The 25,415-nt window shown below is 40.6% G+C and carries 23 protein-coding genes; 13 read left to right on the forward strand and 10 right to left on the reverse strand.

Annotation, left to right across the window (positions count from 1 at the left end; genetic code table 11):
• Nucleotides 1-157 precede the first annotated feature (157 nt).
• From B3297_RS07780 to B3297_RS07795, 4 genes are read left to right on the forward strand one after another with little or no spacing between them, the layout of a single operon-like run.
• Entirely contained in the window at nucleotides 158-1,132 is a 975-nt protein-coding gene (locus tag B3297_RS07780) for a BtrH N-terminal domain-containing protein (RefSeq protein WP_070565538.1), read from the forward strand.
• Between the two features lie 52 nt (nucleotides 1,133-1,184).
• Nucleotides 1,185-2,135, forward strand: coding sequence for a hypothetical protein (locus tag B3297_RS07785; protein WP_046674519.1), 951 nt, complete (start codon nucleotides 1,185-1,187; stop codon nucleotides 2,133-2,135).
• A gap of 10 nt (nucleotides 2,136-2,145) precedes the next feature.
• Entirely contained in the window at nucleotides 2,146-2,721 is a 576-nt protein-coding gene (coaE, locus tag B3297_RS07790) for a dephospho-CoA kinase (protein ID WP_172462500.1), read from the forward strand.
• A 4-nt stretch (nucleotides 2,722-2,725) separates the two neighbouring features.
• Entirely contained in the window at nucleotides 2,726-3,679 is a 954-nt protein-coding gene (locus B3297_RS07795) for an exonuclease (RefSeq protein ID WP_083295911.1), read from the forward strand.
• 41 nt (nucleotides 3,680-3,720) lie between these two features.
• Here the strand turns inward: B3297_RS07795 and B3297_RS07800 are convergent, their stop codons facing one another.
• Entirely contained in the window at nucleotides 3,721-4,125 is a 405-nt protein-coding gene (locus tag B3297_RS07800) for a hypothetical protein (RefSeq protein WP_197084053.1), read from the reverse strand.
• A 265-nt stretch (nucleotides 4,126-4,390) separates the two neighbouring features.
• On the opposite strand from B3297_RS07800, the gene dinB reads away from it, so the two are divergent.
• From dinB to B3297_RS07835, 7 genes are all read left to right on the forward strand, one after another.
• Complete coding sequence (gene dinB / locus B3297_RS07805) at nucleotides 4,391-5,488, forward strand: DNA polymerase IV (protein WP_070565536.1); 1,098 nt, start codon at nucleotides 4,391-4,393, stop codon at nucleotides 5,486-5,488.
• A gap of 144 nt (nucleotides 5,489-5,632) precedes the next feature.
• Nucleotides 5,633-7,759: a S9 family peptidase gene (locus tag B3297_RS07810; RefSeq protein WP_286778718.1), complete on the forward strand. Its 2,127-nt coding sequence runs from the start codon at nucleotides 5,633-5,635 to the stop codon at nucleotides 7,757-7,759.
• A gap of 207 nt (nucleotides 7,760-7,966) precedes the next feature.
• Nucleotides 7,967-8,773 (forward strand): beta-carotene 15,15'-monooxygenase, encoded by an 807-nt coding sequence (locus B3297_RS07815; protein WP_070565532.1) that lies wholly within the window; start codon nucleotides 7,967-7,969, stop codon nucleotides 8,771-8,773.
• A gap of 15 nt (nucleotides 8,774-8,788) precedes the next feature.
• The gene (locus B3297_RS07820; protein WP_112376162.1) at nucleotides 8,789-9,946 is read left to right on the forward strand and encodes a 1-deoxy-D-xylulose-5-phosphate reductoisomerase; all 1,158 of its coding nucleotides are present in this window, start codon (nucleotides 8,789-8,791) and stop codon (nucleotides 9,944-9,946) included.
• Between the two features lie 16 nt (nucleotides 9,947-9,962).
• Nucleotides 9,963-11,288, forward strand: coding sequence for an RIP metalloprotease RseP (gene rseP, locus B3297_RS07825; RefSeq protein ID WP_070565528.1), 1,326 nt, complete (start codon nucleotides 9,963-9,965; stop codon nucleotides 11,286-11,288).
• A gap of 264 nt (nucleotides 11,289-11,552) precedes the next feature.
• Nucleotides 11,553-11,756 carry a YwbE family protein gene (locus B3297_RS07830; protein ID WP_070565526.1) on the forward strand — a complete coding sequence of 68 codons (204 nt, stop codon included), beginning with the start codon at nucleotides 11,553-11,555 and terminating at the stop codon, nucleotides 11,754-11,756.
• 249 nt (nucleotides 11,757-12,005) lie between these two features.
• Nucleotides 12,006-12,383: a response regulator gene (locus tag B3297_RS07835; RefSeq protein ID WP_286778719.1), complete on the forward strand. Its 378-nt coding sequence runs from the start codon at nucleotides 12,006-12,008 to the stop codon at nucleotides 12,381-12,383.
• A gap of 32 nt (nucleotides 12,384-12,415) precedes the next feature.
• On the opposite strand, the gene B3297_RS07840 is transcribed toward B3297_RS07835, so the two are convergent.
• From B3297_RS07840 to B3297_RS07875, 8 genes are all read right to left on the reverse strand, one after another.
• A complete protein-coding gene (locus tag B3297_RS07840) occupies nucleotides 12,416-12,628 on the reverse strand; it encodes a DUF6965 family protein (protein WP_070565692.1) in 213 nt (70 codons plus the stop codon).
• Nucleotides 12,629-12,653: 25 nt separating this feature from the next.
• A complete protein-coding gene (locus B3297_RS07845) occupies nucleotides 12,654-14,120 on the reverse strand; it encodes an efflux transporter outer membrane subunit (RefSeq protein WP_070565522.1) in 1,467 nt (488 codons plus the stop codon).
• Entirely contained in the window at nucleotides 14,120-17,272 is a 3,153-nt protein-coding gene (locus tag B3297_RS07850; protein WP_286774979.1) for an efflux RND transporter permease subunit, read from the reverse strand. Before B3297_RS07850 ends, B3297_RS07845 begins: the two co-directional genes overlap by 1 nt.
• A gap of 77 nt (nucleotides 17,273-17,349) precedes the next feature.
• A complete protein-coding gene (locus B3297_RS07855) occupies nucleotides 17,350-18,513 on the reverse strand; it encodes an efflux RND transporter periplasmic adaptor subunit (protein WP_083295910.1) in 1,164 nt (387 codons plus the stop codon).
• 245 nt (nucleotides 18,514-18,758) lie between these two features.
• On the reverse strand, nucleotides 18,759-19,592 hold the full coding sequence (locus B3297_RS07860; RefSeq protein ID WP_070565520.1) for an AMP nucleosidase: 834 nt from the start codon (nucleotides 19,590-19,592) through the stop codon (nucleotides 18,759-18,761).
• 123 nt (nucleotides 19,593-19,715) lie between these two features.
• Nucleotides 19,716-20,966 carry an ATP-dependent Clp protease ATP-binding subunit ClpX gene (clpX, locus tag B3297_RS07865; protein ID WP_070565518.1) on the reverse strand — a complete coding sequence of 417 codons (1,251 nt, stop codon included), beginning with the start codon at nucleotides 20,964-20,966 and terminating at the stop codon, nucleotides 19,716-19,718.
• Between the two features lie 2 nt (nucleotides 20,967-20,968).
• The gene (gene clpP / locus B3297_RS07870; protein ID WP_046674530.1) at nucleotides 20,969-21,670 is read right to left on the reverse strand and encodes an ATP-dependent Clp endopeptidase proteolytic subunit ClpP; all 702 of its coding nucleotides are present in this window, start codon (nucleotides 21,668-21,670) and stop codon (nucleotides 20,969-20,971) included.
• Nucleotides 21,671-21,838: 168 nt separating this feature from the next.
• Nucleotides 21,839-22,300 (reverse strand): type I restriction enzyme HsdR N-terminal domain-containing protein, encoded by a 462-nt coding sequence (locus B3297_RS07875; protein ID WP_070565516.1) that lies wholly within the window; start codon nucleotides 22,298-22,300, stop codon nucleotides 21,839-21,841.
• Nucleotides 22,301-22,800: 500 nt separating this feature from the next.
• Between B3297_RS07875 and holA the strand changes: the two genes are divergently transcribed.
• Nucleotides 22,801-23,808, forward strand: coding sequence for a DNA polymerase III subunit delta (holA, locus tag B3297_RS07880; protein ID WP_070565514.1), 1,008 nt, complete (start codon nucleotides 22,801-22,803; stop codon nucleotides 23,806-23,808).
• A gap of 598 nt (nucleotides 23,809-24,406) precedes the next feature.
• Here the strand turns inward: holA and B3297_RS07885 are convergent.
• Entirely contained in the window at nucleotides 24,407-25,111 is a 705-nt protein-coding gene (locus B3297_RS07885; protein WP_286778720.1) for a S24 family peptidase, read from the reverse strand.
• Between the two features lie 104 nt (nucleotides 25,112-25,215).
• Between B3297_RS07885 and B3297_RS07890 the strand changes: the two genes are divergently transcribed.
• A complete protein-coding gene (locus B3297_RS07890; protein WP_286778721.1) occupies nucleotides 25,216-25,413 on the forward strand; it encodes a hypothetical protein in 198 nt (65 codons plus the stop codon).
• Nucleotides 25,414-25,415 lie beyond the last annotated feature (2 nt).

The following is a 25,415-nucleotide window of genomic DNA, read 5'->3' on the forward strand; positions in this document are numbered from 1 at the left end:
ATATTCTTTTGTTGCAGCTAAAAAATTAAATGAGACAATAGGGAAGGGACTACACTCTGTAACAAAAAAGTGTGTCGCAAGAAGTATTTATTAGACGCTCTTTTCCTGCTGACACCAAGCTGTCAATCGAGCTTCTAATTTTGTAAAAAAGAATGCTATGGAAAATCTTAAACCGTTTGACGGGCTACATTGTGAAACCACCGCAACAGGTACTTTATTGAAGCATATTGGCATTGAACTTTCTGAACCGATGCTTTTTGGATTAGGGGAGGGACTTAGTTTTATCTATTGGAAAATGAAAACCATGGACTTTCCATTTTTGGGCGGACGAATAAAAACGGATCTCCTGACGCAGCATATCTGCAAAAATCTCGGTCTCGAACTCAATGTTCATGAAACCTCTTCAAAAGTAAAAGCCTGGCAGGCTGTACGACAGCTCTTGGATGAGGGGCAACCTGTGGGATTAAAACTCGATGCCTATTACCTGGAATATTTTACTAAGCCATTTCATTTTGCGGGACATTATGTCGCTATATATGGCTATGACGATGAGCACGCCTATTTGGTGGATACGAGGCAGCAAGGCGGTAGTGTGAAGACGTCGCTTGCGAGTTTAGCTATAGCGCGGGCAGAGAAAAGGCCTATGTCGTCCAAAAATTTGTATTATACCATAGCAGGTAATATGGAGAACGTTGACCTGAAAGAAGTGCTGATTGCCGCAATGGTCAATAATGCAAAGCAATATCTTGCACCACCTATCAACAATATTTCATATAAAGGAATTTTGAAGACCAGTGAAGAAGTGTTGAATTGGTTCAAGACAAGTCAAGCTATTGAAAGCGAGTTTAAGATGGCTGCAAGTCTAATGGAAAAAGCGGGCACTGGGGGTGCTTTGTTTCGAAATCTGTATCGCGACTTTATCAAGGAAAGTTACGATCTCCTCGGAATAGAACAACTCGCGGTGGTTCATCATGAGTTTGTACAGATTGCATTATTGTGGACATCCCTGTCGGAATTGTTTAGTCAAATTGCTGAGACGGCCAGTTTCGATGCTGTCCAACAGGCATCAGCAATTTTCAAAACCCTTGCCACAAAAGAGAAAAATGCAATGGAAATATTGGCGTCTTTGTGATGAAATGCAGATAAGAACGCTAATTTTTGCGCAAATTGATTAAGTTTGTGTCATGGCGAATGCAGTTCGAATAAATAAGACCCAACGGCGTAAGATTAATGTCTTCGTGCGTTGTGTTGGAATTTCGTTGTTAGCTTGGTTATTGTTTTCGATTTCCAATCAATATACTGTGTCCGTTAAGGCAGCAATTGAATATGTCAATCTTCCCGAGAAACGCGCATTTCACCCACAGCAATCCGATACGGTAAAGGTGAAATTGGAGATGACGGGATGGCAATTCCTATTTTCCAAAGCTGCTTTGGAAACCCCAAAGGTGCAGGTTGACCTAAGCTCTTTAAAAACCAAAGATTGGATTGTTTTTTCCAATCAATTGGGCTTTATCAACCGGCAGTTTCCACATGAACAACGGGTAGTCTCGGTCAGCCCAGATACCTTGTTTTTCGATTTTTCCAAACAGACGCAGCGCAAAGTGCCCGTCAAACCTTTATCCAATATTGGCTTTAAGCGTGGGTATGGTTTTATTGCTGATACCAAGATTACCCCGGCTTATGTGACGATTACAGGGCCCTATGAGGATGTTTCGGCGATTGAGTATTGGGAGACCGATACCGTTCGCGGGAAGGAAGTGGAGACCGATGTTCGAACCGTGGCAAACCTGGCACGTAACCAAAAAGCGAATATCAATGTTTATCCGACTTCGGTCGAGGTTCTGATGCCTGTAGGGGAGTTAACCGAGAAAGTGATTGAATTACCCGTGAAGGTTGAAAATGGCCAGCGCTATAGTTCTGTTAGGCTTAATCCAAGCAAAGTGGTCGTCACCGTACTGATGTCCGTTAAGGATTATAATAACTATACATCGCGAGATTTTGAAGCTGTGGTAGATCTGGCTGACTGGGAGAAAAACGGGGTGCAATATTTGCCTGTTTTGCTGACCAAAGTACCTGACTTTTGTAAGGTAATCAGCGTTGTACCTCAAAACGTGGACTTTTTTGTACGTAAATAACACTATTTTCATGAAGATTGGAATAACAGGCGGAATTGGATCCGGTAAAACATTTATCTGTCAGCTTTTTAAAGCCATGGCTGTACCTGTTTATAATGCAGATGATGAGGCGAAGGAATTGATGAATACCGATTTACGGATCAAAGAACGCTTGATTGCGGAGTTCGGTAAAGAGACCTATAAGGATGGGAAATTAGATCGGGCTTTTTTGGCCGAACAGATATTCAGCGACAAGGCGAAGCTCGAACTTGTAAATGGCATTGTACACCCCATCGTTATCCAGGCGGCCAAAGACTGGGCCGAACAACAAAAATCCCGTTATTCACTCAAGGAGGCTGCTTTGCTTTTTGAAAGTGGCTCTTACAAGGATCTTGATTATACCATCCTGGTTACTGCGCCTTTACACATACGTGTTAAACGTGTTATGGAGCGTGATGGCATCACTGAAGAACAGGTCATGGAGCGAATAAATAAGCAACTAACTGATGAAGAAAAATTAAAACTGGCAGACTTCGTCATCATTAATGATGGAACCACTCCGCTATTGCCGCAAGTGTGGACTTTACATCAAAAATTTCTAAAATAAAACTATGTCGATCATATTAGCTGACTTCTTAGTCAGAAAACCAGAAGGTTATTATTGCCGTTATGGTGATTTTTTTATTGATGCGAGCAATCCCGTCATGCACAATGTCGTATCTCATGCCCATGGCGATCATGCCAGTTCGGGACACGATTATGTGTATACAACGCAGGCAACTTCACTGTTTATGACTTATCGCTATAAACAAAACCGCAAAGATTCATATCAGGTTAAATTGTTCAATAGTCCGTTTAAAATGGGTGCGGTCGAAATCACATTTTTACCAGCAGGTCACATATTGGGTTCGGCACAAATTCTGATGGAATACCGGGGAGTGCGCTACCTATACACGGGCGATTACAAATTGCAAGCTGATGAGACTTGCGAGCCGATCGAAGTGCGGCAAGCCGATGTCCTTATTACAGAAAGCACATTTGCAAATCCGGATATTATACACCCAGATCCTGCGGAGGAGATAAAAAAACTCGACGGACATGCCAGTAATATTTTATTAGGTACTTATGTGTTGGGCAAGGCGCAGCGGATTACTGATTTGATCAACAGATATTGTCCGGAGCGAAAAGTGCTTGTGCATAGTGGAATATTGCCCTACCATCGCCTTTACGACCAGCACGGGCTGAAGAAATTAGACTATGAGCCCTACAACAGAAAAGAAATGAAACAGGGCGAACAGAATAAAGTTTATTTGGTACCGCCGATGACTTTTAATAGTTATTTTAGGGCGACCAAAGTATTACGTGCATTTGCTTCAGGCTGGAAACGTTTACAGGCACAGAATGATATCGAATTGTATATTTCAGATCATGTGGACTGGAATGACATTCTTCACTACATTAAGATGGTAAATCCCCAGGAAGTTTGGACACTACACGGTGACGGGACCATTTTAAAAAGTTTTTTTAACGAAAAATTGATCGTGCGTGATGTGCTTTCTGCATAAGCAGGCTGTGTCGAAAAGTTTTCAATCGGGAACGTAAATTTCTATTTCATATTGACAACTTTGTCAACAATATAAACCGTGTTTCCACGCCAGGGAAGAACGCCATGATATTCTTTGTAGCGCAGATCGAAGTACTTTCCACTATTGAGCTCCAATTGACGGAATATAGAATCATCTTCAATAGAAAATTCAAATTGGTTGCTGGCGATACCACCCGTTTTGATACTTCCAAACCCCTCCTGGATGAGTTTACCTTCGTATGTCTTGAAAATATTGCCCTTTTTTACAGCATAATTAAGATAACCAGATTTTACGCCTTCACCGAATACATAGTAATACTTCCAGTAAACGTAGGATCCACCCCCCACAAGTAGAAAAAGGATCAGCAGAAGTAAGAACTTCTTAAATCCGGATTTTTTCGGTTTTTGTTCAGGCATATTTTCCATAATGTGCTATTTTTAAGTCTTTTTACTGTGGTTTATGAGACTATCAGGACTGGATGCTTTTTCGCCTAACCTATAGTTTCACCTAAAGATAAAAAATTAACGGCATAATAACGAATGGTTTAGATGTAGCCTAGAAAGTTGCCGAGCGTGATTGGAGTAAGAGACTCCCGAGCCTACCGTTTGCGGGCTTTGCTATAGTTGCTAATTCTATTAGTTATTTTTCGGTTTTCTTAGTCTGTAATGCTAATTTTTGTAAATTTGGATCATGGATCCCGAACAGGTACATCGCAAGATTATTCATTTGGATATGGATGCCTTTTATGCATCTGTAGATCAGCGTGATTTTCCCGAATATCGGGGGAAAGCGATTGCAGTAGGTGGTTCTCCGGATGGGAGAGGAGTAGTTGCGACGGCCAGTTACGAAGCACGAAAATTTGGCGTCAAATCTGCGATGAGCTCCCGAAAGGCTCTTCAGTTGTGCCCCCATATTATCTTTACCTATCCTCGTTTTGACGTGTATCGTCAGGTTTCATATCAAATCCGGGAGATCTTTCTCCGTTATACGGACTTAATTGAACCGCTTTCCCTCGATGAAGCTTTTTTGGATGTAACTGTAGACAAGCAGGGCATTGGTTCGGCTATTGATATCGCCAAAGCCATTAAAGAAGCAATCAAAGAAGAACTGAATCTGACCGTCTCGGCCGGCGTTTCCGTGAATAAATTTGTTGCAAAGATTGCTTCGGATATGGACAAACCCAACGGCTTAACATTTATAGGTCCTTCTAAAATTGTCAAGTTTATGGAGTCATTGCCCGTGGACAAGTTTTTTGGCGTAGGTAAGGTGACAGCAAAAAAAATGCATGAACTGGGACTGTTTACTGGGCTTGATTTAAAAAAACAGCGTGAAGAGGATCTCGTACGTTGGTTTGGAAAGACGGGGCATTTTTTTTACCGTATCGTACGCGGGATAGACGACCGTCCTGTTGTTCCCAATCGTAGCAGCAAATCGGTCGGGATTGAGGATACTTTTGGTGAGGATGTAGAAGTTTTTGAAGAATTAAATACCATTTTGCAACGGCTCTGCAAACAGTTGTGGACACGTATTGGGAAAAAGGAAATATCTGGGCGAACCTTAAACTTAAAAATTAAATATGCCGATTTTGTTCAGTTGACACGAAGTATCACCCTAGAAAATAGTTTTGATTCGGAAGACAAAATTTACGCCACCGCCCATAGTTTGTTGAGCAAGGTTGAGCTGGTGAACAAAGTGAGGTTGTTGGGTGTTTCGATATCAAATTTTGTGGAAGAAGCTGATTTTCCAAAGGAAGGCATACAGCTTGCACTTTTCGAGCAACATCCTTAGTAAGGAATCATCTGGTTTAATCGAGCCCTTGCTAAATCATATGGTACGCGATATGTGAATTAAGCTTGTTACAGGCAAAATCGTCGTTATTTGTCACAATTCTTTATCTTAGCCAAAATAATTAATAAACATATCCAAAAATTAATGAATACGGTATCAAGAGTACTCTTAGGTGCGTCTATCGTTTTTTTTGTGCACGAGGTTGGTTTCGCACAAAAGAAATTGGATTTTGCACAGTCCTGGGGGCAAAAGTCATCGTTGACAGTTCGTACCAATCAGTATCCTGGCTGGGCAGACGGGACAGCTTATCTGGAAAATGATGTAAATGATGGTCGTTTATATCAGGTTAACATTAAGTCAGGTCACAGAAGCATTTATACAGTTCCCGCTAAAGAAGGGACGGTTGTTTATGTCGAGAACAATGATATCTTCCTGAAAGGTACCGATGGTGTAGCAAAGAGGCTGACCAACTCTCCTGATGTTGCTGAACAGAATCCAACCTTATCACCGGATGGTAAATATGTAGCCTTTACGCGTAAAAGCAATCTGTATAGCGTGGACGTGACTTCAGGAAAAGAAATGCAATGTACAAAGGATGGTACTGATGTGATCTACAATGGTTGGTCATCCTGGGTATATTACGAAGAAATTCTTGGGCGCCCAACAAAATATAAAGCTTTTTGGTGGTCTCCGGACAGCCGTAAGATCGCTTTTATGAGTTTCGATGATACCAAGGTTCCGATGTTTCCGATTTATTCGTCCAAAGGCCAGCATGGTTACCTGGAGGAGACAAGATATCCCAAAGCCGGTGACCCAAATCCGGAAGTGAAGGTAGGAATCGTTCACCTCGAAGGGGGCAACGTTACCTGGGCTGATTTCAACGAGAAAGACGATCAGTATTTTGGCCAGCCTTATTGGGCCTTTGATAGTAAAAATGTGATGGTACAGTGGATGAACAGGGATCAGAACAATTTGAAGTTTTATCAAGTGGATCCGAATTCAGGTTCGAAAAAAGAAATCTACGATGAGCGTCAGGCTTCATGGATCAATTTGGATCACGATGAGCGTATCACATATCTGGCGGACAACAAATATTATATCCTAAAATCGGATAAGACAGGCTGGGCGCATTATTACCTCTATAAATTGGATGGAACATTGGTCAATCCAATTACTTCCGGCGAATGGCAGGTAACGGAATTAAAACGGATTGATGAAAAAAATAAGGTGATCTATTTTACCGCACGTAAAGAAAACTCAGCGCGTTTTGATTTGTACCGCGTGGATTATTCAGGTAAAAACTTAAAACGTCTGACGTTCGGTGAATACTCGCACGATGTGAATGTGTCGCCTGACGGCAAGTATTTTATTACCAAATACTCCAATGTGAGTACACCCGATCGGTTCGCTTTGTTGGATAATCAAGGTAAGGTCGTACGTCAGCTAGCGGATAGTAAAGCTGCTGATTTTACCTCGTATACCTACGGTAAAACCGAATACTTACATCTTAAATCAGATGACGGACTGTTCGATCTTCCATTGACCATCACTTATCCGACAAATTTTGATAAATCAAAAGTGTACCCGGTTGTTTTCAGTATTTACGGTGGGCCTGACGCGGGAACGGTAAAAGATACCTGGAAAGGAACGGCCAATCAGTACTGGGCCAATGAAGGAATTATTCAAGTCTCTGCAGATCACCGGGCATCTGGTCATTTTGGTAAACAAGGTGTTGCTTATATGCACCGCAATCTTGGTCACTGGGAAATTATTGATTATTCGACAATTGTTAAATGGTTAAAATCGCAACCTTGGGTCGCTAAAAACAAAGTACTTATTACAGGGCATAGCTATGGTGGCTATATGACGTGTTTGGCGATGACGAAGGCGGCAGATGTATTTGATTTTGGTATTGCTGGCGCACCGGTTACCTCATGGGATCTGTATGATAGCCATTACACGGAAAGATGGATGGACACGCCTCAAGACAATCCAGACGGATATAAAGCTGGTTCTGTGTTGACCTATGCCAATAATTATAAAGGCGTGTTGCGCATTATGCATGGCGATATGGATGACAATGTTCATTTGCAGAATACAACCCAACTTGTCGATAAATTAACGGATCGAAGCGTCCCTTTTGAATTGATGATCTATCCGGGAAGCCGTCATGGATTTGACCGTTCGAAAAGTAAATATGATTTTAATGAGCGTGCGCGTTTCTACTACCAATACTTATTGGAGAAGCCGCTTCCCAAAGAATTTAAATAGGAAGAGTTAAGGTCAAAATAGAAAATCCCTTATCCATTCGGATAGGGGATTTTTATTTTTAGCCTGTTTTCATCTATCTGGGATAACAGATTTTCCATAACCGTTCTTTTTATGTTAAAAATGATAAAAAAAGTGATTTTTCTAGGTGTGTAAATTGTTGAAAATTAAAAAATATGGCATCTTTGTAGAAGTTTATTCAAAGAAAAAATGATTCAATTCCTAAAGGAAAGTACTTTTGCCGTTAACGAGGTTTTTAATAAGTCATTGGAGTTGCTGAAAAGGCATTATTTTTCAGTGGCGGGGCTTTGTTTTTTACTATTTGTAACCTCCGGACTGTCTAATTATCTCGCGACCACCATCAGTGATTTCAATGTGGTGTTGAGTGGCTTTATGGCATTTTTTTTCATGGTGATGTATTTTGGATTGAACATGACTTTGTTTAAGTATATTTTAAGTCTGATTGATGGTAACCAGGAGAAGAAACTCGTCCAATGTATCCCGAGTACGAAAGAGCTTGCATACTTTTTTGGCGCTATGTTGAGTATTATGGTGCTTTCTATAGCACTTCTGATGCTATTGGGGGCCGTCTCTTTACCATTCCTTTACCTATTTGAAAATGGTGACAATCGGATGGAGCTGATGAGCAACTTTACGATGTTTGTTGTCTTTGTTGCGGCCATATTGACGTTCATCCTGATTATTCGAGTGGCATTTTATCCGTTTTTCATTATTGATAAACACGCGGGGACATTACGGTCATTACGCTTCAGTTTTGCATTGACAAAAGGCAATGTATTCAAACTATTATTGATTTTGGCTGTATTTGCTTTTTTCCAGTTACTACAGATGTATTTTAATTATTTAGAATATTACATAATTTTTATTATTTTGAACCTCGTGAGCTCGTTTTTGGTGGTACCTCTGGCTAGTATTGTTGTTTCGGTCGCTTACCGATCCATGATGGCGGATTACCATGGGGGAGAAGACCCAAAGATTTTAAATAATATATTTTAATTAATAGCAAAGGTTTTGAGTAAAAAAGGAATTGCCATTTTAGGGGCAACGGGAAGTATAGGCACACAAGCCTTGGATGTGATAAGAGCCTTTCCTAATACATTTGAAGCAATTGTTCTGACTTGTGGCAGCAATGTCACACTGTTGATCCAACAGGCCTTGGAGTTTAAGCCCAAAGCAGTGGTGGTAACAGATTCCCTACACTATAATCAGGTACAGGATGCTTTAAAAGGATATGATATCGCTGTTCTTTTGGGTGAAGCCGGATTGGTTGAAGTGGTGCAGTTGGAAGAAGTTGATATCGTTTTGAATGCAATTGTTGGATCTGCGGGATTAAAACCTACTGTTAAAGCGATTCAATCGAAAAAAGATATTGCACTGGCCAATAAGGAGACACTTGTTGTCGCTGGTGAGCTGATAATGGCCTTAGTGAAAGAATATGGTGTACGCATGCTTCCTGTGGATTCAGAGCATTCGGCGATCTTTCAGTGTTTGACCGGTGAGGAGCATAATCCAATTGAGAAAATATATGTGACGGCCTCCGGCGGTCCTTTTCGTGGGAAAAAACGTGCCGATCTCCTACAGGTTACGAAGGCCCAAGCCTTGAAGCATCCCAATTGGTCGATGGGCGCCAAAATTACGATTGACTCGGCATCCCTGATGAATAAAGGGCTAGAAGTGATTGAAGCAAAATGGCTCTTCAATCTGTCCATAAATCAGGTGGATGTGATTGTACATCCTCAATCTATTGTACATTCGTTAGTTCAGTTTCAGGATGGTTCCATGAAGGCCCAAATGGGGATTCCTGATATGAAATTGCCGATCCAGTATGCACTGACCTATCCGGCACGTTTTGAAAACAGTTTTGAACGATTTAATTTCATGGACTATCCGACGCTCAGTTTTGAAAAAGCAGACATGGAAACTTTTCGGAATTTGGCATTGGCTTATGAAAGCCTTCGTACCGGCGGAAATAGAAGCTGTGTATTAAATGCGGCCAATGAAGTGGTTGTGGATGCCTTTCTGAAAGATCAAGTTGGTTTTTTGGAGATGAGTGATATTATTGAACAGACATTAGATAAAGTAGAATTCATTGCGACACCGACGCTGGATGATTATCTGGAGACGGATCGTGTCGCAAGGTTAATAACAAAGGAAATAATCAAAGATTAAATTTTAAAAAGCATACATGGGTGTTTTAATTATGGTCGGACAAGTGATTTTAGGCTTGTCAATTTTAATTGTTCTACATGAGTTAGGACATTTCTTAGCAGCACGTGCATTTGGTATCAAGGTGGAAAAGTTTTATCTGTTCTTTGATGCTTGGGGAGTGAAATTATTTAAATTCAATTATAAAGGATGTGAATATGGTATTGGCTGGTTGCCTTTAGGCGGTTATGTCAAGATTGCGGGTATGATCGATGAATCGATGGATACGGAGCAATTGAAGGGGGAGCCACAACCTTGGGAATTTAGATCAAAACCAGCTTGGCAACGTTTAATCGTCATGTTAGGCGGTATTATTGTCAATATTGTCGTCGGTGTTGTTGTTTTTTGGATGCTGACTTTTAAAATGGGCAATACAGACATTAAAATGGATCAGCTGGTAAACGGTATTGTACCTGGGTCCATTGGTGAATCTATTGGTTTGAAAGCTGGCGATAAAGTGATTGCAATAGACGGTCACCGTATCGAAAATTACTCGGAGCTGATCAGTTCTAAAGTATTGATGGGGGGAGTTGCACTTACAGTTGAGCGTGATGGAGCTACAGCAGAAGTCAAAGTCCCCGCTGATTTATTAAACACGCTTTCCGACAAAAAAGGAGAGAAGTTTATCGAGCCACGGGTTAAAACGACCAGTGTTGCTGAAGTAGCTCCCGGTTCGGTGGCAAGTAAAATGGGGTTTGTGAAAGGCGATAGCATTATTGCCGTAAACGAGACACAGGTTCCTTTCTTCGATCAATTTAAGGCGCAAATAAAAGCGAATAGCAATAAAACGGTTGCGATTAAAGTTTTACGCAAAGGGGCTGAAGTTTCCTTGCAAGGAATTGTTCCTGCAGATGCCATGCTGGGAATAGGGATCAATCGTGATTATTCCATCAAATCGTTTACAACGCAATATACCTTGATGGAGGCGTTTCCGATCGGTGCAAAGAAAGCGTTTACAGTGATTACCGATAACGCTAAGGGATTTGGTAAAATTTTCAAAGGCGAAGTGCGTGCTGATAAAGCATTATCTGGCCCTATTGGCATTGCAACTCTGTTTGGCACGGAAGTGGACTGGATCCGTTTTTGGTCCTTAGTAGGGATGTTGTCTATGGCATTGGCATTTATGAACCTATTGCCTATTCCAGCTTTGGATGGCGGTCACGTGTTGTTCTTGTTGGTTGAGATGATTCAAGGCAAGCCATTGAGTGAAAAATTCCTAGAAAAAGCACAAATGGTCGGTTTCTTCATTCTTTTGGCCTTGATGGTCTTTATATTTGGAAACGATATCTTTAAGTTATTTAAATAAGTCAACGGTCGCCGGTCAATGCTGACGGTGACTATTTCTAAAAAAAAGCTAAAAGCCAACGATGGTCGGAATTTCTTCCGACCATTTTTTGTGATATGACAGTGCTAGCAGGAAAAGGTCTTTACATTTGATTTGTAACATTTATGTATGCAATAGCCCTGCATTCACTTCAATACGCTTTTTCCAGCATTCAGGATGAAGGTCTTTCCAACAATAAATGATTTTTTATATTGCATTTAAAAAACTATTTATCTAAGTTTGACCATGGATGGAAGAAATAGAGCAGATGTAAAGCCAGGTATGTTGGTGAATATAATCTTAAAAAAGGACCAGCGTACGGGAAATCTAACAGAAGGCATTGTGAAGGACTTGCTAACATCGTCCTCTTATCATTCGAGGGGGATTAAAGTCAGGTTGACGGACGGCCAAATAGGAAGAGTGGCCGAAATTATTGAAGATGATTTTTAGGAGATAATCTACCGGTCTTCTTTTCTCTTTACCACATCTTTTCTAGCGTTGTTGACGCGAAGAGATTGCTACCTATGATGTTCTTATTGTATAAATCAAACTAAAAGTTTGTTGGATTGTTAATATTGGACATTTTGAAATAAAATTTGTATAATAACATAATTATTGCTAACTTTTTTCTGTATTTTTTATTTTATTACATATTTATATAATATTGTTTTTATAATTACTAAATGACAGCTTATTCAAATGGATACCAAAGATAGATGTACGATTGTCTACGCAGATGATGCGATGATTCATCATGTGTTGATGCGAGCGATGGCTCAATCACATTTATTGGATTTGGTTTATTGTGCATCCAATGGCAGGGAGTTGATCGACTACCTCCATGAAAACGAGCATGAGCTTCCTGAGATATGTATATTAGACCTGCATATGCCTGTATTAAACGGAATAGAAACGGCAAAAATTGTGAAAGAAAGATTTCCCTCGATCAGAATATTTGGGTTGACTTCGAGCAGTGATGAGAATGAGCGGATGGAATTGCGGGACGCCGGGGCAGATGAGATTTTTTCGAAAGAACAGATGCCTTTATTAATGAAACAACTTGCGCCCAGCCTATAGAACGTATAAATAAGGAAGAAGCCTAACAGATGTTAGGCTTCTTCTTTTGCTTCTAAGGCATCCTTGAATTTCAGCAGTCTAATCCAGGATGGACATTTGCTTAAATCTTTTTTCCATAAGCTTACATGGATGAAGCTTGTGCTCAAGAAACGCTGAACGTCGAAGACCTGCATATCTTGCTGTATTTCCAGCGTTTCGGGCAAGTCTTTGGATTGAAAATAGTGTTGTAATTCTTCTGGAGTCATACCACAAAAATAAAGTTTTAAATCCTTATCTCCAACCTCCACCGAGCGCACGATACAAGTCTACAAATGCATCTAAATGCTGTTGTCGTAATTCGACGAGATCCAGGTCGCTATTAAGGGCATTACTTTGCGCGGTAATGACCTCTAGATAGGTGGCATACCCACTTTTAAAGAGTAGACCTGCGTTTTTAACTGCCAGGTGCGCGTTATCGACCCTTTCTTTAGCCAAAGCTAATTGTTCACGTTGCTTGTCGACTGTGACCACTGCATTAGAGACTTCGGCGACTGCCTCGACAACTTTTTGTTGCAGTTGGATTTCGGCTTTATCACGTTCCAATTTAGCAACCTCATACTGTGTTTTAAATGTTTTGTTTTTGAAAATAGGCGTGGTTAAATTTCCAGTTATTCCACCAAGCAATGCGCCAGGGATATTAAACCAATTTTTAGGGAGCATACTATTTACCCCCAATACGCCGCCCACGGTCAATGACGGATAACGCATAGCCTGTTGGATATTCGCATTCGCATTGGCTGCCATCAGTTGAAATTCAGATGATCGGATATCTGGTCTATTGCGGACAATCTCGATTGGGGACCCCAGGGAGATGTCTTTGCTCTCCGCGAAGAGATGCTCGTAAGAAGTTCCTCTTTTGATGCTGTCGGGTAATTTTCCGGTAAGTGTCTGCAGCGCATTTTCCTGGATGGCAATTTCCTTTTCGATTTCGGGAACGAGGGAGGCTGCCAATAGGCGTTGTGATTGTGTTTGTTGGATCGCCAAGGCGGTGATTTCACCAGCTTCATATTGGAGCTTGATCATGCGGAGAGTGCTGTCATTTAATTGGACGTTCCGTTTGGCAACTTCAATTTTGGCATCTAGCATCAAGAGATTGAAGTAACCTTTTGCCACAGCTGTTATGATCGAGGTCTGTATCGCATTTTTTGCCTCCTGTGTATCCAAATACTCGGCTAAGAGTTGTTCTTGTTTGCTTCCTATTTTCTTCCAGATATCGACTTCCCAGCTAAAATTAATATCAGAGCCAAACATGGATTGATAGACGAACATATTTTGCGGCGCTTTTTCATCCTTATGATCGTAGTATTTAGTCAGAGGACCACTGCCAAAGTCCTTTGATCGCCAGGTACGGTTTCCATTGGCAATTGTTGCATTTACACTCGGCAGGTAGTTGGCTTTATTCTGAGCTAAGACTCGCGTTGAAATCTGCAGGTTGAGCAGTGCAGTTTTCATTTCAAAGTTATTGGCTAAGGCAGAATCAATCAATAGCTTCAATGTGGGATCATGAAAGAAGGATTTCCAATGGATCAGGCCCATACTGGAGGTATCTCCGAAGTAATCCAGCGTATCGCCACGAAAGTTTTCCGGAAGTTTGAGTTTGGGCTGCACATAATCTTTGCCGATCTTACAGGCATTCATCAGGCCTAAGAGGCCAATGATGATCGATATTCCCGAAAGGTATTTTTGTATGTTTTTCATTATTCTTCCTCTTCTTTAGCTAGTTTATCATGTAGTTTTTCATCCAGACTTTTGAATACAACAAAGAGTACGGGGATGATAAAGATGCCGAATGCTACACCAAAGAGCATGCCGCCGGCGGCGCTGAAGCTGATCGAATGGTTACCGATTGCCGAGGGGCCAACCGTCCACATCAAGGGTACCAGCCCTGCAACAAAAGCCAGGCTGGTCATCAAGATTGGCCTTAACCTAAGTTTTGAACCGCTAATGGCTGCTTCGACAATGCTTTTGCCATTTTTTCGCTCCTGGACAGCGAACTCCACGATCAGAATCGCATTTTTGGCCAAGAGGCCAATGAGCATAATGAGTCCGACTTGCACATAAATATTGTTTTGAAGTCCCACCAGGTTGATCACGGTAAAAACGCCGATCAGGCCGACTGGTATGGACAATAGTACTGCCCAAGGAAGGATATAGCTTTCGTATTGAGCCGAAAGCAGGAAGTAGACGAATAGGATACTAAGCGCAAAAATCAAGATCGTCTGCGAACCGGACTGACTTTCTTCATAGCTCATGCCCGTCCATTCAAAACCGTAATTACCCGGAAGTTTATTGTCGGCCAATTTTTGGATTGCCTGCATGGCATCATCAGTACTGTAGCCTTCCGCTGGCGTAATATTAACCGCTATCGCGTTGTACAGATTGTAGCGTGTAATAGTTTCCGGACCCACCGTCTTTTCTAAAGTTAATATGGTGTTAATAGGAACCATTTCGCCTTTACTATTCCGCACAAAAATAGAATTGAAGGATTCGGGATCCTTCCGGAAGTCGAAATCCGATTGAACATAAACGCGGTATTGGCGACCAAACCGGTTAAAATCACTCGCCTGTACACGTGCAAAATAAGACCGTATTGTAGACATAAGATCTTTGATTTCGACGCCCAGCGATTTTGCCTTTACGGCATCGATATTTACTTCATATTGAGGGAAGTTTGATTTAAAGCTTGTGTAGGCGCTGCGAATTTCAGGCAGCGTATTGAGCTGGTTAATAAAGGTATCTGCAATGGTGTTGAAATCCCGAATGTCACCACCCATCCGATCCTGAAGAACCATTTCAATGCCGGCAAAGTCTCCAAAACCCTGTACGGTAGGTCGGGGGAACACCGTAAACGTTGCTTCATTGATCTGGGATAGATCATGCCTAATGGTATCCATAAACGCATTAATGTTTTTGATGTGCTCGCGTTTGGCATGTGGTTTTAAGGTAATGTAACCAGCAGCAAATGCCGGGCTCGAACTTCCGTCCAGGGCATTAAAACCAGAGACTGTTGTCATGCCATTGATGTCCTGTCTTTTCTTTAAAATACTATCGGCACGATGAAGAACCTCAGTAGTCCGACTCAATGAAGCGCCGGGAGGGAGGGCAATGTTATATGTAATAAAGCCATCATCTTCGGTAGGAATAAAACTTTTGGGTGTTTTAATCATGAACACGATGCCAAGTGCTGTAATTAAAATTAAGCCTGCCCAGGCTATTTTTTTATTCTTGATCAGTGTTTCTACAATAGCGACATAACGGGCCGTCAGCCGATCAAAAGACGTATTGAATGCTTTAAAGAAACGATCTTTAAATTGATTGATTTTGCTGCTTTCTTGATTGGTATGCTGTTTCGGGGCTTTCAGTAGGAGAGCACATAAGGCTGGACTTAAAGTTAAGGCATTGAGTGCTGAAATCAGAATCGCCGTTGCCAAGGTATAAGCAAATTGGCGATAGAAAATACCTGCTGGCCCTTCCATAAATCCTACAGGCAAAAATACAGCAGCCATGACCATGGTTATTGACAGGATGGCTCCCGTAATTTCGGACATCGTCGACAATGTTGCGGCTCTGGGTTTCAATCCTGTGCTGTGCATTTTTTCATGGATAGCTTCGACGACGACAATGGCGTCATCCACTACGATTCCAATAGCCAACACCAGGGCAAACATCGTGAGGACATTGAGCGAAAATCCAAAAAGCTGCAGAAAAAAGAAGGTTCCCACCAAGGAAACTGGGATTACAATTGCCGGAATCAGGGTGGATCGAAAATCTTGCAGGAAGATAAAGACAATAATAAATACCAGGATAAACGCCTCAAAAAGGGTGTGCTCCACTTGGTTGATCGATTCGTCGATCTGATCACGTACTGAATAGGTCACCTCATAGTGTAGGCCTTTTGGAAATGTTTTTGATTGTTCTTCAAGAACCTTTCTGACAGCAATATCGATGTCATGGGCGTTGGAACCACTGGTCTGTGTTAAGTTGAGTGTAAGACCGGGATGGCCATTCACCTTGTTGTCGCTGCTTAAATTTGTAGCTCCGAATTCTACCCGGGCCACATCTTTTAAATAGAGCACTGAACCGTCGGTGTTGGTTTTGATCACAATACTCTGGAATTCCTCCGGTGTGGTGAAACGCCCCTTATGACGGATCACTGTTTCGAAAGCTTCATCCGAGGTTTCTCCAAATTTGCCTGGGGCAATCTCAAAGTTTTGATCTTTTATAGCATTCATAACATCTTGTGGAACGAGGTTATAAAGGGCTAGTTTTTCTGGGTTCAGCCAAAGGCGCATCGCATAATCCCTGGCCCCCAAACGGGAAACTTGAGCTACGCCATCGACACGCAGCAAAGGTCGCATCAGGTTAATCTGTGCATAAGCCTGGAGAAAGGTTTCATCGTAGGCGCTATCCTGGTGATCGGAGTAGAGATTGATGGTCATGATGACACCGGTTTGCCGAGGCATGACCGTGATGCCGGCTTCATTTACTTCGGCAGGAATGGAACTGATTGCTTTGGAAATCCGTGTCTGTACGTTGACCGAAGCAATATCAGGATTGGTACCTGTCTTAAAGTACACCGATACACTTCCCGATCCTGAATTGGAGGCAGACGACTTGATATAGGTCATATCCTCTACACCATTGATGGCTTCTTCGATAGGCAGCAAAACACTTTTTGCTACGGTTTCCGCATTAGCACCGGGATAACTTAGTGAAACAAGCACACTTGGTGGGGCAATTTCTGGAAAGCGCGAGACAGGCAGGAGTTTTAGGCCCACTAAGCCTAAGATAACCAGGATAATAGAAACCACCGTAGCTAATACAGGCCTATTTATAAATGTTTTTAGCATATACATAGAATTTTAAACACGCTACTTTTGGCGCACAGTATGCCTGGCACCGGGTAGTATGCAAAAATGATCGATAATTATTTCTGTAAAATCGGGGTCACTGGTGAACCGTCGGTTAATTTGTCAAATCCGCTGGTAATAACGCGATCGTTTTCCTTGAGGCCTGAATAGACGATATAATTGTTTTTACTTTTGCCCATCAGTTGGATATTTCGTTTTTGCGCCTTATTGTTTTGGTCCAGTATATAGACAAAGGTTTTATCCTGCAATTCATTGACGGCTATCTGCGGAATTTGAAGAACGTCTTTTTTTACTTCGGCAATCTTAAGGGTGCCGCTACTTCCGGATCGAAGTATGTTGTCGTGGTTTTGGAAAGTGGCGCGCAAAGAGATTGCTCCCGTAGTTCGGTTAATCTGGCCATTGACGGCGTCGACAATACCTTTTTTTGAATATTCCTCACCATCTGCGAGGACTAAAGTAACTTCTGGAAATACGAGCTTTTGATTCTGGTTGTATTTTTTCCCTTCCAAGCTATCTTTTTTTGCCTGTGCTTTGGAAAAATAAAGAAAGTCAGATTCATTCATGGAGAAATATACATACACTTCCTGGATGTCTGAAAGATAGGTAAGGGGTTCTTTATCGCCTTTTGATACCAAATTTCCAATACGCTTTGGAATGCGGCCAATGTAACCACTTACCGGAGCGGTGATCACTGTAAAATCTTTGCTGATCTGCGCTGAACGTACGGCTGCGATGGCCTGGTCCAACGTTGCCTTGGCTACTTGATAATCTGATTTTGCCGACGCCAGTCTGACATCGGAGATAACGTCGTTTTGAACCAACGGTTTCAACCGGTCGACTTCGAGCTGTGCATTTTTAAGTTTGGCTTTGGCGACTTGCTCCGTAGCAACCATGTTATTGAGATTTTCTTGGTAAGTAGAAGGGTCTACCTTGAACAGTTTCTGGCCTTTTTGAACAAATGAGCCTTCATCGATATAAATTTCCAGAAGCAGCCCTTCGACCTGTGGGCGGACCTCCACGTTAACTTTACCTTCTATGGTTCCCAAATAATCCTTGATGGTGGTGGCATCAGATTTAGTGACGGTATAGACTGGCAAGGCTACGTTTTTTTCTTTAGTTTTATTTTCTTTTGAAGAACTTGAAGAACAACTTACCTGTGTGGCTAAGGCTGAACAAATCAAAAAGGTTACGTTAAAAAAAGATAATGTTTTTTTCTTCACAATGCTTGATTAATTTTTACGATATATGTGTTGAGTAATATGAATATTACAATATAAACGACAAATCGTTTAATTATTGTGAAGATTAACATTTGTTAACACCTCAAATTTTAGTTAATAACCGTTCAATTATTAATCAAAAATAATAGTTAATAGTTTTAAGGGTTTGATAGTTATGGTTTTATGGAGAGGGATACATCATATTTTCCTAGAAAGGGAAAATATGATGTTGGTTGAAATACAGCTTAAAATTTAAGGTGCTTCACGGTCAATCCGTTATTGATAAGCTGTTTTAAAGCATCAATACCTATGCTGATATGTGCTTCTACATATTTTGCTGTAACTGTTACATCACTGACAGACGTTTTGACTCCTTCGGGTACCATTGGTTGATCCGAAACCAGCAACAGAGCACCTGTTGGAATCTTATTGGCAAATCCGACACTGAATATCGTTGCGGTTTCCATATCCACGCACATGGCACGGATTGATTTTAAATACTTTTTGAAGGCTTTATCATGTTCCCAAACTCGTCTATTGGTGGTGTATACCGTTCCTGTCCAGTAGTCACGTTGGTGATCCCGGATTGTCGTGGATATGGCCTTTTGCATGGCGAAGGCGGGTAATGAAGGTACTTCGGGTGGAAAGTAGTCATTGGAAGTTCCCTCACCGCGGATAGCGGCTATTGGAAGAATCAATTCGCCTACAGGAATTTTTTTCTTGATTCCACCGGTTTTACCCAAAAATAGCACTGCTTTTGGTGCAATTGCTGATAATAAATCCATAATGGTTGCGGCCATTGGACTTCCCATCCCGAAATTGATAATGGTGATGCCTCCGGCAGTGACGGATTGCATCGGTTTATCTTCTCCATAAATAGGCGCATTATCATGCATTTCAGAAAATAGGTGTATATATTTCGAAAAGTTCGTTAAAAGGATATATTCCCCGAACTCTTCCAAAGGTCTTCCGGTATAACGGGGAAGCCAGTTGTTCACGATTTCTTCTTTGGTTTTTAAACCTGGTGTGATCGGACTATTTACGGTATTCTTTGCACTTTTCTTTGTTGTCATAGTCATTAAATTTAATTTCTTGAATCTCTTATCTTCCTGTCAACATTCCGTTATGGCTATGTTATTATTGTAATATAAGATTTTTAATTCTTTTCTAAAAAAAAATCCCGTTCAGCGAACGGGATTTTTTTAAGCAACTTTAAGCTTTTTTAAATCAGACTTTTCGAATTTCTTCTTCGCATAGTCTAGCGTGATTTCCAATGCTTTCTGTCCCGTCTGCTCTTTCGTTGACGGAATTTCAAACATGGCATCCAGCATAATGGCTTCGCATATACTGCGTAGGCCTCTGGCTCCAAGTTTAAATTCGTCAGCTTTATCAACAATAAACGTATAAACGTCAGGATCAAATTTTAGCTCAATACCTTCGTATTCAAACAGCTTTTTATATTGTTTTACCAAAGCATTCTTTGGCTCAGTCAGAATACTCAGCAAGGTTTCCTTATCCAGCGGGTTTAAGTAAGTTAATACAGGAAGACGACCAATCAGCTCTGGAATTAATCCAAAGTTCTTTAAGTCTTGCGGTGTAATATACTTGTACAAATTGTTCAAGTCAATTTCCTCTTCGTCCTCGTTCATTTTATAACCTACTGTCTGGGTACGCAGACGGTTTGCAATTTTCTTTTGAATACCGTCGAATGCTCCACCACAGATGAATAGGATATTGCTTGTATTAACCGCGATCATTTTTTGATCAGGGTGTTTACGGCCGCCTTGCGGTGGAACGTTGACAACTGTACCTTCGAGAATCTTCAGTAGAGCTTGCTGCACACCTTCACCCGATACATCTCTCGTAATAGAAGGATTGTCGCTTTTACGTGCGATTTTATCAATCTCATCGATGTAGATGATACCACGCTCAGCGGAAGCCACATCGTAATCTGCCGCTTGCAGTAAACGCGTCAATATACTTTCTACGTCTTCCCCTACATAACCTGCTTCGGTCAATACTGTAGCATCCACAATACAGAAAGGTACATTAAGTATCTTGGCGACAGTTTTTGCCAGCAAGGTCTTACCAGTGCCTGTTTCCCCCACGATAATCAAATTGGATTTTTCGATTTCGATCTCGTCTTTATCCACTTTCTGATTTAAACGCTTATAGTGATTATAAACGGCTACTGAAATTACTTTTTTGGCATCATCCTGACCGATGACATATTGGTCCAAGTGGGTTTTAATCTCCAAAGGACGGATCAACTTTAAAGCTGTCTGTAAAGTTTTACTTTTTCGTTGTTTTAATTCTTCTGCCAAGATTTCGCCTGCCTGCTGGATACAACGGTCACAGATGTGCGCACCGTTGCCAGCAATAAGCATCTGGGCTTCATTTTTGCTTATGCCACAAAACGAACAATGAATGTCTCTATCGTTATTCTTTGCCATTGTTATTTAATAATCTCCTTCTTTGGAAGTAAAATCTCGTCAATCATACCAAATTCTTTGGCCTCATTAGCCCGCATCCAGTAATCGCGATCGGAAGATTTTTCTACCCATTCGTAAGTTTGTCCAGAATGATCTGAAATAATGGTGTATAATTCTTCTTTTAATTTCATCATCTCACGTAAGTTGATTTCCATATCGGCTGCAACTCCTTGAGCGCCACCGGAAGGTTGGTGAATCATGACGCGTGAGTGGCGTAAGGCTGCACGTTTGCCTTTTGCACCAGCAACTAAAAGAACAGCGCCCATAGATGCTGCAATACCGGTACAGATGGTTGCTACATCTGGCGTAATATATTGCATGGTATCGTAGATTCCTAGTCCAGCATACACGCTTCCACCCGGTGAATTGATGTAAATCTGGATATCACGTTGTGCGTCGGTAGACTGTAAGAACAAGAGTTGTGCCTGAATAATGTTGGCTACCTGATCATCAATACCGCTGCCTAAAAATATGATACGGTCCATCATCAAACGCGAAAATACATCCATCTGAGCAACGTTCAATTGACGTTCTTCAACGATGTAAGGCGTAAGGTTTGTCGGAATGCTAGTCTCTGTACGAGCAATGAAACTATCAACATGTTGACTTCCAATACGGTGATGCTTTACTGCATATTTTCTGAATTCGTTTTTATCTATATTCATCTTTTTATTTTTTCTATTCTGTAGGACTAATATAAAACTATATTTTAAAAATCAAATAAATTGAAAAGATGTTTTACATCTACTTTACATTTTTTCGGTGCTCCCCGTTCAAGACCTAAGGGAGACTGAATCTCCGGATTAATTTTTATCTATTTCATGCATAGCTCCTTAGTCAATTTCGTTGTAGTTGGGGAGGTCTTCCAAAAATTCGTAAGACTTTTTGATAAAATCAATTTTACAATAATAATGATTCATACCGTTGCTTACTAGCAGGTATGGTATACGGTGAACTGTATTATAATTTGCAATTTGCTCAAATACTTGTTGTGTAATTTTTATATGAGGTGCCTTAAATTCGGCTAAGACCACCTTATGCCCGCTGCTGTTATAAATTAACAAATCACTTCGTTTCTGCAGGTTATTTAATTTCAAACCGCCTTCGATGTGCATCAGTGCCTTGGGATAATTTTTCATGAGCGACAAATAGTTGATCCAATGCTGCCTAACCCATTCTTCCGGTGTTAATACCAGATCCTTTTTTCTGAGCTCATCAAATATATAAATCGCATTGTTCTTTTTAGATATTTTAGCTTGATACGGCGGTAAGTTCAGTGGAGTCGGTGAAAACATACACAAATATACTAAAATTTTAGCAAAAAAAATACATTCATCAGGCATGAAATATGGTGTTTTTTTGCTGACGAAGATGATTTTTTGTAAAAAACCTCAGGTCTGCTTTTGTGGCCGTATTGCTTGACCAGAATTGTGGAAGTTGTGGTGTTAAATGTTCATGGCTTTAAACCAATAGCTTAAAGTGATGGTCGTACATGAATCAATTATAAAAGCGTTAATTCGGCGAGGTTACTCGCTTAAATTGCCATTAAAATCGTAATTTTGCTTCCTATAAAATGTCCATAGTCGAACTAGATACACCATGTGAAGATGCAATAACATGGGACATTTTAGACTGTAGCAGATTGTTTGGATGCGGGAAAGTAATGGGGCAACCGATCTGCAGTGAAAAAATAAATAAATAGACCGGGTACTCCATAGCAACTTTAGACAAGTTGCCGCGTGTAAAGAGCTTAATTGGGCCCAGGGAAAATAAATACTATCGATAGTTTTTGCATATGAACATAAATCCGATCTTATCTGATATTAAGAACAGGTCTTTTAAACCAGTGTATTTATTGCAAGGGGAGGAGAGTTATTTCATTGATACCATTGCCGACGCATTGGAAGCGACGGTATTGAACGAAGCACAAAAGGGTTTTGATCAATCGATTTTCTATGGAAAAGATATTGATATATCTACCATTGTCAATGCAGCAAAACGGTATCCCATGTTGAGCGATTATCAGGTGATTATTATTAAGGAAGCGCAGGAGCTGAAATGGAAATCGGATACGGAAGAACTGTTAACTAAATACCTGGAGCATCTTACACCGACAACCATTCTTGTGTTCTGTTTTAAACATGGGAAATTTGACAAACGCAAAAAGGTCTATAAAGTCTTTGAAAAAAAGGGACTAGTTGTTGATGCGGCCAAACTATACGACGATAAGGTTGGCCCCTGGATTGGGACGTATGTGAAAGATGCGGGCTGGCGCATTCATCCGCAAGCTGCGGTGATGATTGCGGATTATCTCGGTAATGACCTGTCCAAGGTGTCCAATGAACTTGACAAACTGATGCTTAATGTTCCGAAGAGCCAAGAGATAAGCATGGAAGATGTTGAACGGAATATAGGTATTTCCAAAGATTATAATGTTTTTGAATTAAATACTGCTTTGGCTAAACGTAATGCCCTAAAAGCATATCAGATCGTCGATTATTTTGTCGCCAATCCCAAAAATAATCCACTGGTGATGGTTATTGGACAAATTGCCACCTACTTCACGAAGATTCTCAAATACCATTATCTGATAGACAAATCCGTCGCGGCAAAAGAACTGGGGGTACATCCTTTCTTTCTAAAAGAATACGAGCTTGCTGCACGGAATTACAATAGACGGAAAACTTTCGATGTGCTTAATGTGTTGAAGGAGACCGACTTGAAATCCAAAGGTGTCAATGTGCCGAGCAATTTCAATAGTGAAGAGATTTTAAAAGAAATGATCTACCGGATACTTAACTAATCTCATCCAACAGCAAAAACATATAGGGGGTAGAACGAAACGTATGTAAGCGGCGATTGCGCGAAATCGCTAAAAAAGGGTGCTAAATGATGTTTTAAGGCGGTTTTTTAGTGTTTTTGTGATTGTTTCTGGCTGAAAACGAAAATGCACAAAGTACCATTTCACTACTATCGCACTACCATTATTTAAATACATTGTTTAAAGATATGTTTAAATACTACCATTTGATACATGTAAACAGATAAAAATACCATTTAAAGGCGCTTTAAGCGTCTTTTTTTATGCCTTTAAATAATTTATAAAGGCATAAAAAAGTATGGAAATACAGTCTTTTTTAAATGGTTTTTGCTCAGGTTGCAAAACCAAAAAATATTGTAAAATTTCAGTTAGGGGGACATTTACAGGGACACTTAGGGGGACATTTTCGTGCAAAAAAAGACCCGTTCAGACCCCTTTAATAACAAAAAACAACATGAAAATGTACGATTTTTGGCGTTTCGACCCCCTTTAATTCACGAGTTATCAAAGGCGGTTTTTTGCAATACTTATGATTATCAGGTGTTTATGTCTCGGTGTAAAAATCGGTTATATATAAATATTAACTCATGCTATTAATACGAAGACTTCCTTTAACAAATGCAGCGCCTTTAACCCAGCTTAAGTGAATGTCCTTTGGTGAGTGATGTTGATTCTGGGAAACTAACTTGATCCATTCCGGGCCACGTTCGGAGCTTTGAACGTATTTGACTGTTGTATATTCATCATCTTCATTTTGAATATCCAAAAGGTACATTTCTCCAAAATAAAGACTGTCTATTAAGTTAGTGTTGTTGATTTTTCTGAAAAATATGATATCGCCGGATTTTAGAATCGGGTACATGCTATCTCCTGTAATACTTATTGCCCCGTCGACTTTAGGAAGATTGGGAATGCTGAAATAATCAATGATCGTGCTACGGTCTTTCTGGAACAGCGTGACAAAACTTGCTGCTGCGTTTATATCATAGTGGGGAATTATCTGATTCTTTTGCAAAACTCTATCAGTCCTTAAGAGAAACTCAGACCTACTTAATCCTTCCTCAACATTTCTAAATACATCTTCATCCACATTGGAATCATCCTCTATTAGAGAATAAAGACTTTTGTTTATCGCCTTACTGATATCTTTAATGAATGATACCTTTAAATCATCAGCTAAGAGCCTGCTATTTAGTGTTTGAGGTGTTATATTAAGCTTTTCAGCTAGTTCTTTAAGCTCAATGCCTAATTTTTTCAGTTTGATTTTCAGGTCTTTACCGTTCATAATAAACAATTATCTTTATTTTACGTCTTTCAGTAAACAAAAGTCTTTATATTTGCTAAAGAGAAAACGATATAAAAACATTTATCAAAAAGACAACAAACACTATGAACGACAAAAGTAAACAAAAAAGGAATAACTACAATACTCCGGTCTTGGAGAGATTGTCGAAAAAGTACGGTTACACATTAACCTACGTGAGATGGTGCATTGATGGTACAAGAAAAGGCGAAATGCCAGACATCATCAAAAAAGAATACAACACACTTTGTGACAAGGTGAATGCAGTATTGAATAACGAGTAATA

It is taken from the genome of Sphingobacterium sp. UBA3519 (assembly GCF_002377215.1).
In the GTDB taxonomy this organism is placed as follows: Bacteria; Bacteroidota; Bacteroidia; order Sphingobacteriales; family Sphingobacteriaceae; genus Sphingobacterium; species Sphingobacterium multivorum.

What these genes read in the sequence shown, in the direction of transcription:
- B3297_RS07800 (WP_197084053.1), bottom strand. Translation starts at nt 4,125, where the DNA reads ATGGAAAATATGCCTGAACAAAAACCGAAAAAATCCGGATTTAAGAAG.
- holA (WP_070565514.1), top strand. Translation starts at nt 22,801, where the DNA reads ATGAACATAAATCCGATCTTATCTGATATTAAGAACAGGTCTTTTAAA.
- B3297_RS07785 (WP_046674519.1), top strand. Translation starts at nt 1,185, where the DNA reads ATGGCGAATGCAGTTCGAATAAATAAGACCCAACGGCGTAAGATTAAT.
- B3297_RS07840 (WP_070565692.1), bottom strand. Translation starts at nt 12,628, where the DNA reads ATGACTCCAGAAGAATTACAACACTATTTTCAATCCAAAGACTTGCCC.
- B3297_RS07845 (WP_070565522.1), bottom strand. Translation starts at nt 14,120, where the DNA reads ATGAAAAACATACAAAAATACCTTTCGGGAATATCGATCATCATTGGC.
- coaE (WP_172462500.1), top strand. Translation starts at nt 2,146, where the DNA reads ATGAAGATTGGAATAACAGGCGGAATTGGATCCGGTAAAACATTTATC.
- B3297_RS07875 (WP_070565516.1), bottom strand. Translation starts at nt 22,300, where the DNA reads ATGTTTTCACCGACTCCACTGAACTTACCGCCGTATCAAGCTAAAATA.
- B3297_RS07795 (WP_083295911.1), top strand. Translation starts at nt 2,726, where the DNA reads ATGTCGATCATATTAGCTGACTTCTTAGTCAGAAAACCAGAAGGTTAT.
- B3297_RS07830 (WP_070565526.1), top strand. Translation starts at nt 11,553, where the DNA reads ATGGATGGAAGAAATAGAGCAGATGTAAAGCCAGGTATGTTGGTGAAT.
- B3297_RS07860 (WP_070565520.1), bottom strand. Translation starts at nt 19,592, where the DNA reads ATGACTATGACAACAAAGAAAAGTGCAAAGAATACCGTAAATAGTCCG.
- B3297_RS07810 (WP_286778718.1), top strand. Translation starts at nt 5,633, where the DNA reads ATGAATACGGTATCAAGAGTACTCTTAGGTGCGTCTATCGTTTTTTTT.
- B3297_RS07780 (WP_070565538.1), top strand. Translation starts at nt 158, where the DNA reads ATGGAAAATCTTAAACCGTTTGACGGGCTACATTGTGAAACCACCGCA.
- clpX (WP_070565518.1), bottom strand. Translation starts at nt 20,966, where the DNA reads ATGGCAAAGAATAACGATAGAGACATTCATTGTTCGTTTTGTGGCATA.
- B3297_RS07835 (WP_286778719.1), top strand. Translation starts at nt 12,006, where the DNA reads ATGGATACCAAAGATAGATGTACGATTGTCTACGCAGATGATGCGATG.
- rseP (WP_070565528.1), top strand. Translation starts at nt 9,963, where the DNA reads ATGGGTGTTTTAATTATGGTCGGACAAGTGATTTTAGGCTTGTCAATT.
- dinB (WP_070565536.1), top strand. Translation starts at nt 4,391, where the DNA reads ATGGATCCCGAACAGGTACATCGCAAGATTATTCATTTGGATATGGAT.
- B3297_RS07850 (WP_286774979.1), bottom strand. Translation starts at nt 17,272, where the DNA reads ATGCTAAAAACATTTATAAATAGGCCTGTATTAGCTACGGTGGTTTCT.
- B3297_RS07885 (WP_286778720.1), bottom strand. Translation starts at nt 25,111, where the DNA reads ATGAACGGTAAAGACCTGAAAATCAAACTGAAAAAATTAGGCATTGAG.
- B3297_RS07890 (WP_286778721.1), top strand. Translation starts at nt 25,216, where the DNA reads ATGAACGACAAAAGTAAACAAAAAAGGAATAACTACAATACTCCGGTC.
- clpP (WP_046674530.1), bottom strand. Translation starts at nt 21,670, where the DNA reads ATGAATATAGATAAAAACGAATTCAGAAAATATGCAGTAAAGCATCAC.
- B3297_RS07815 (WP_070565532.1), top strand. Translation starts at nt 7,967, where the DNA reads ATGATTCAATTCCTAAAGGAAAGTACTTTTGCCGTTAACGAGGTTTTT.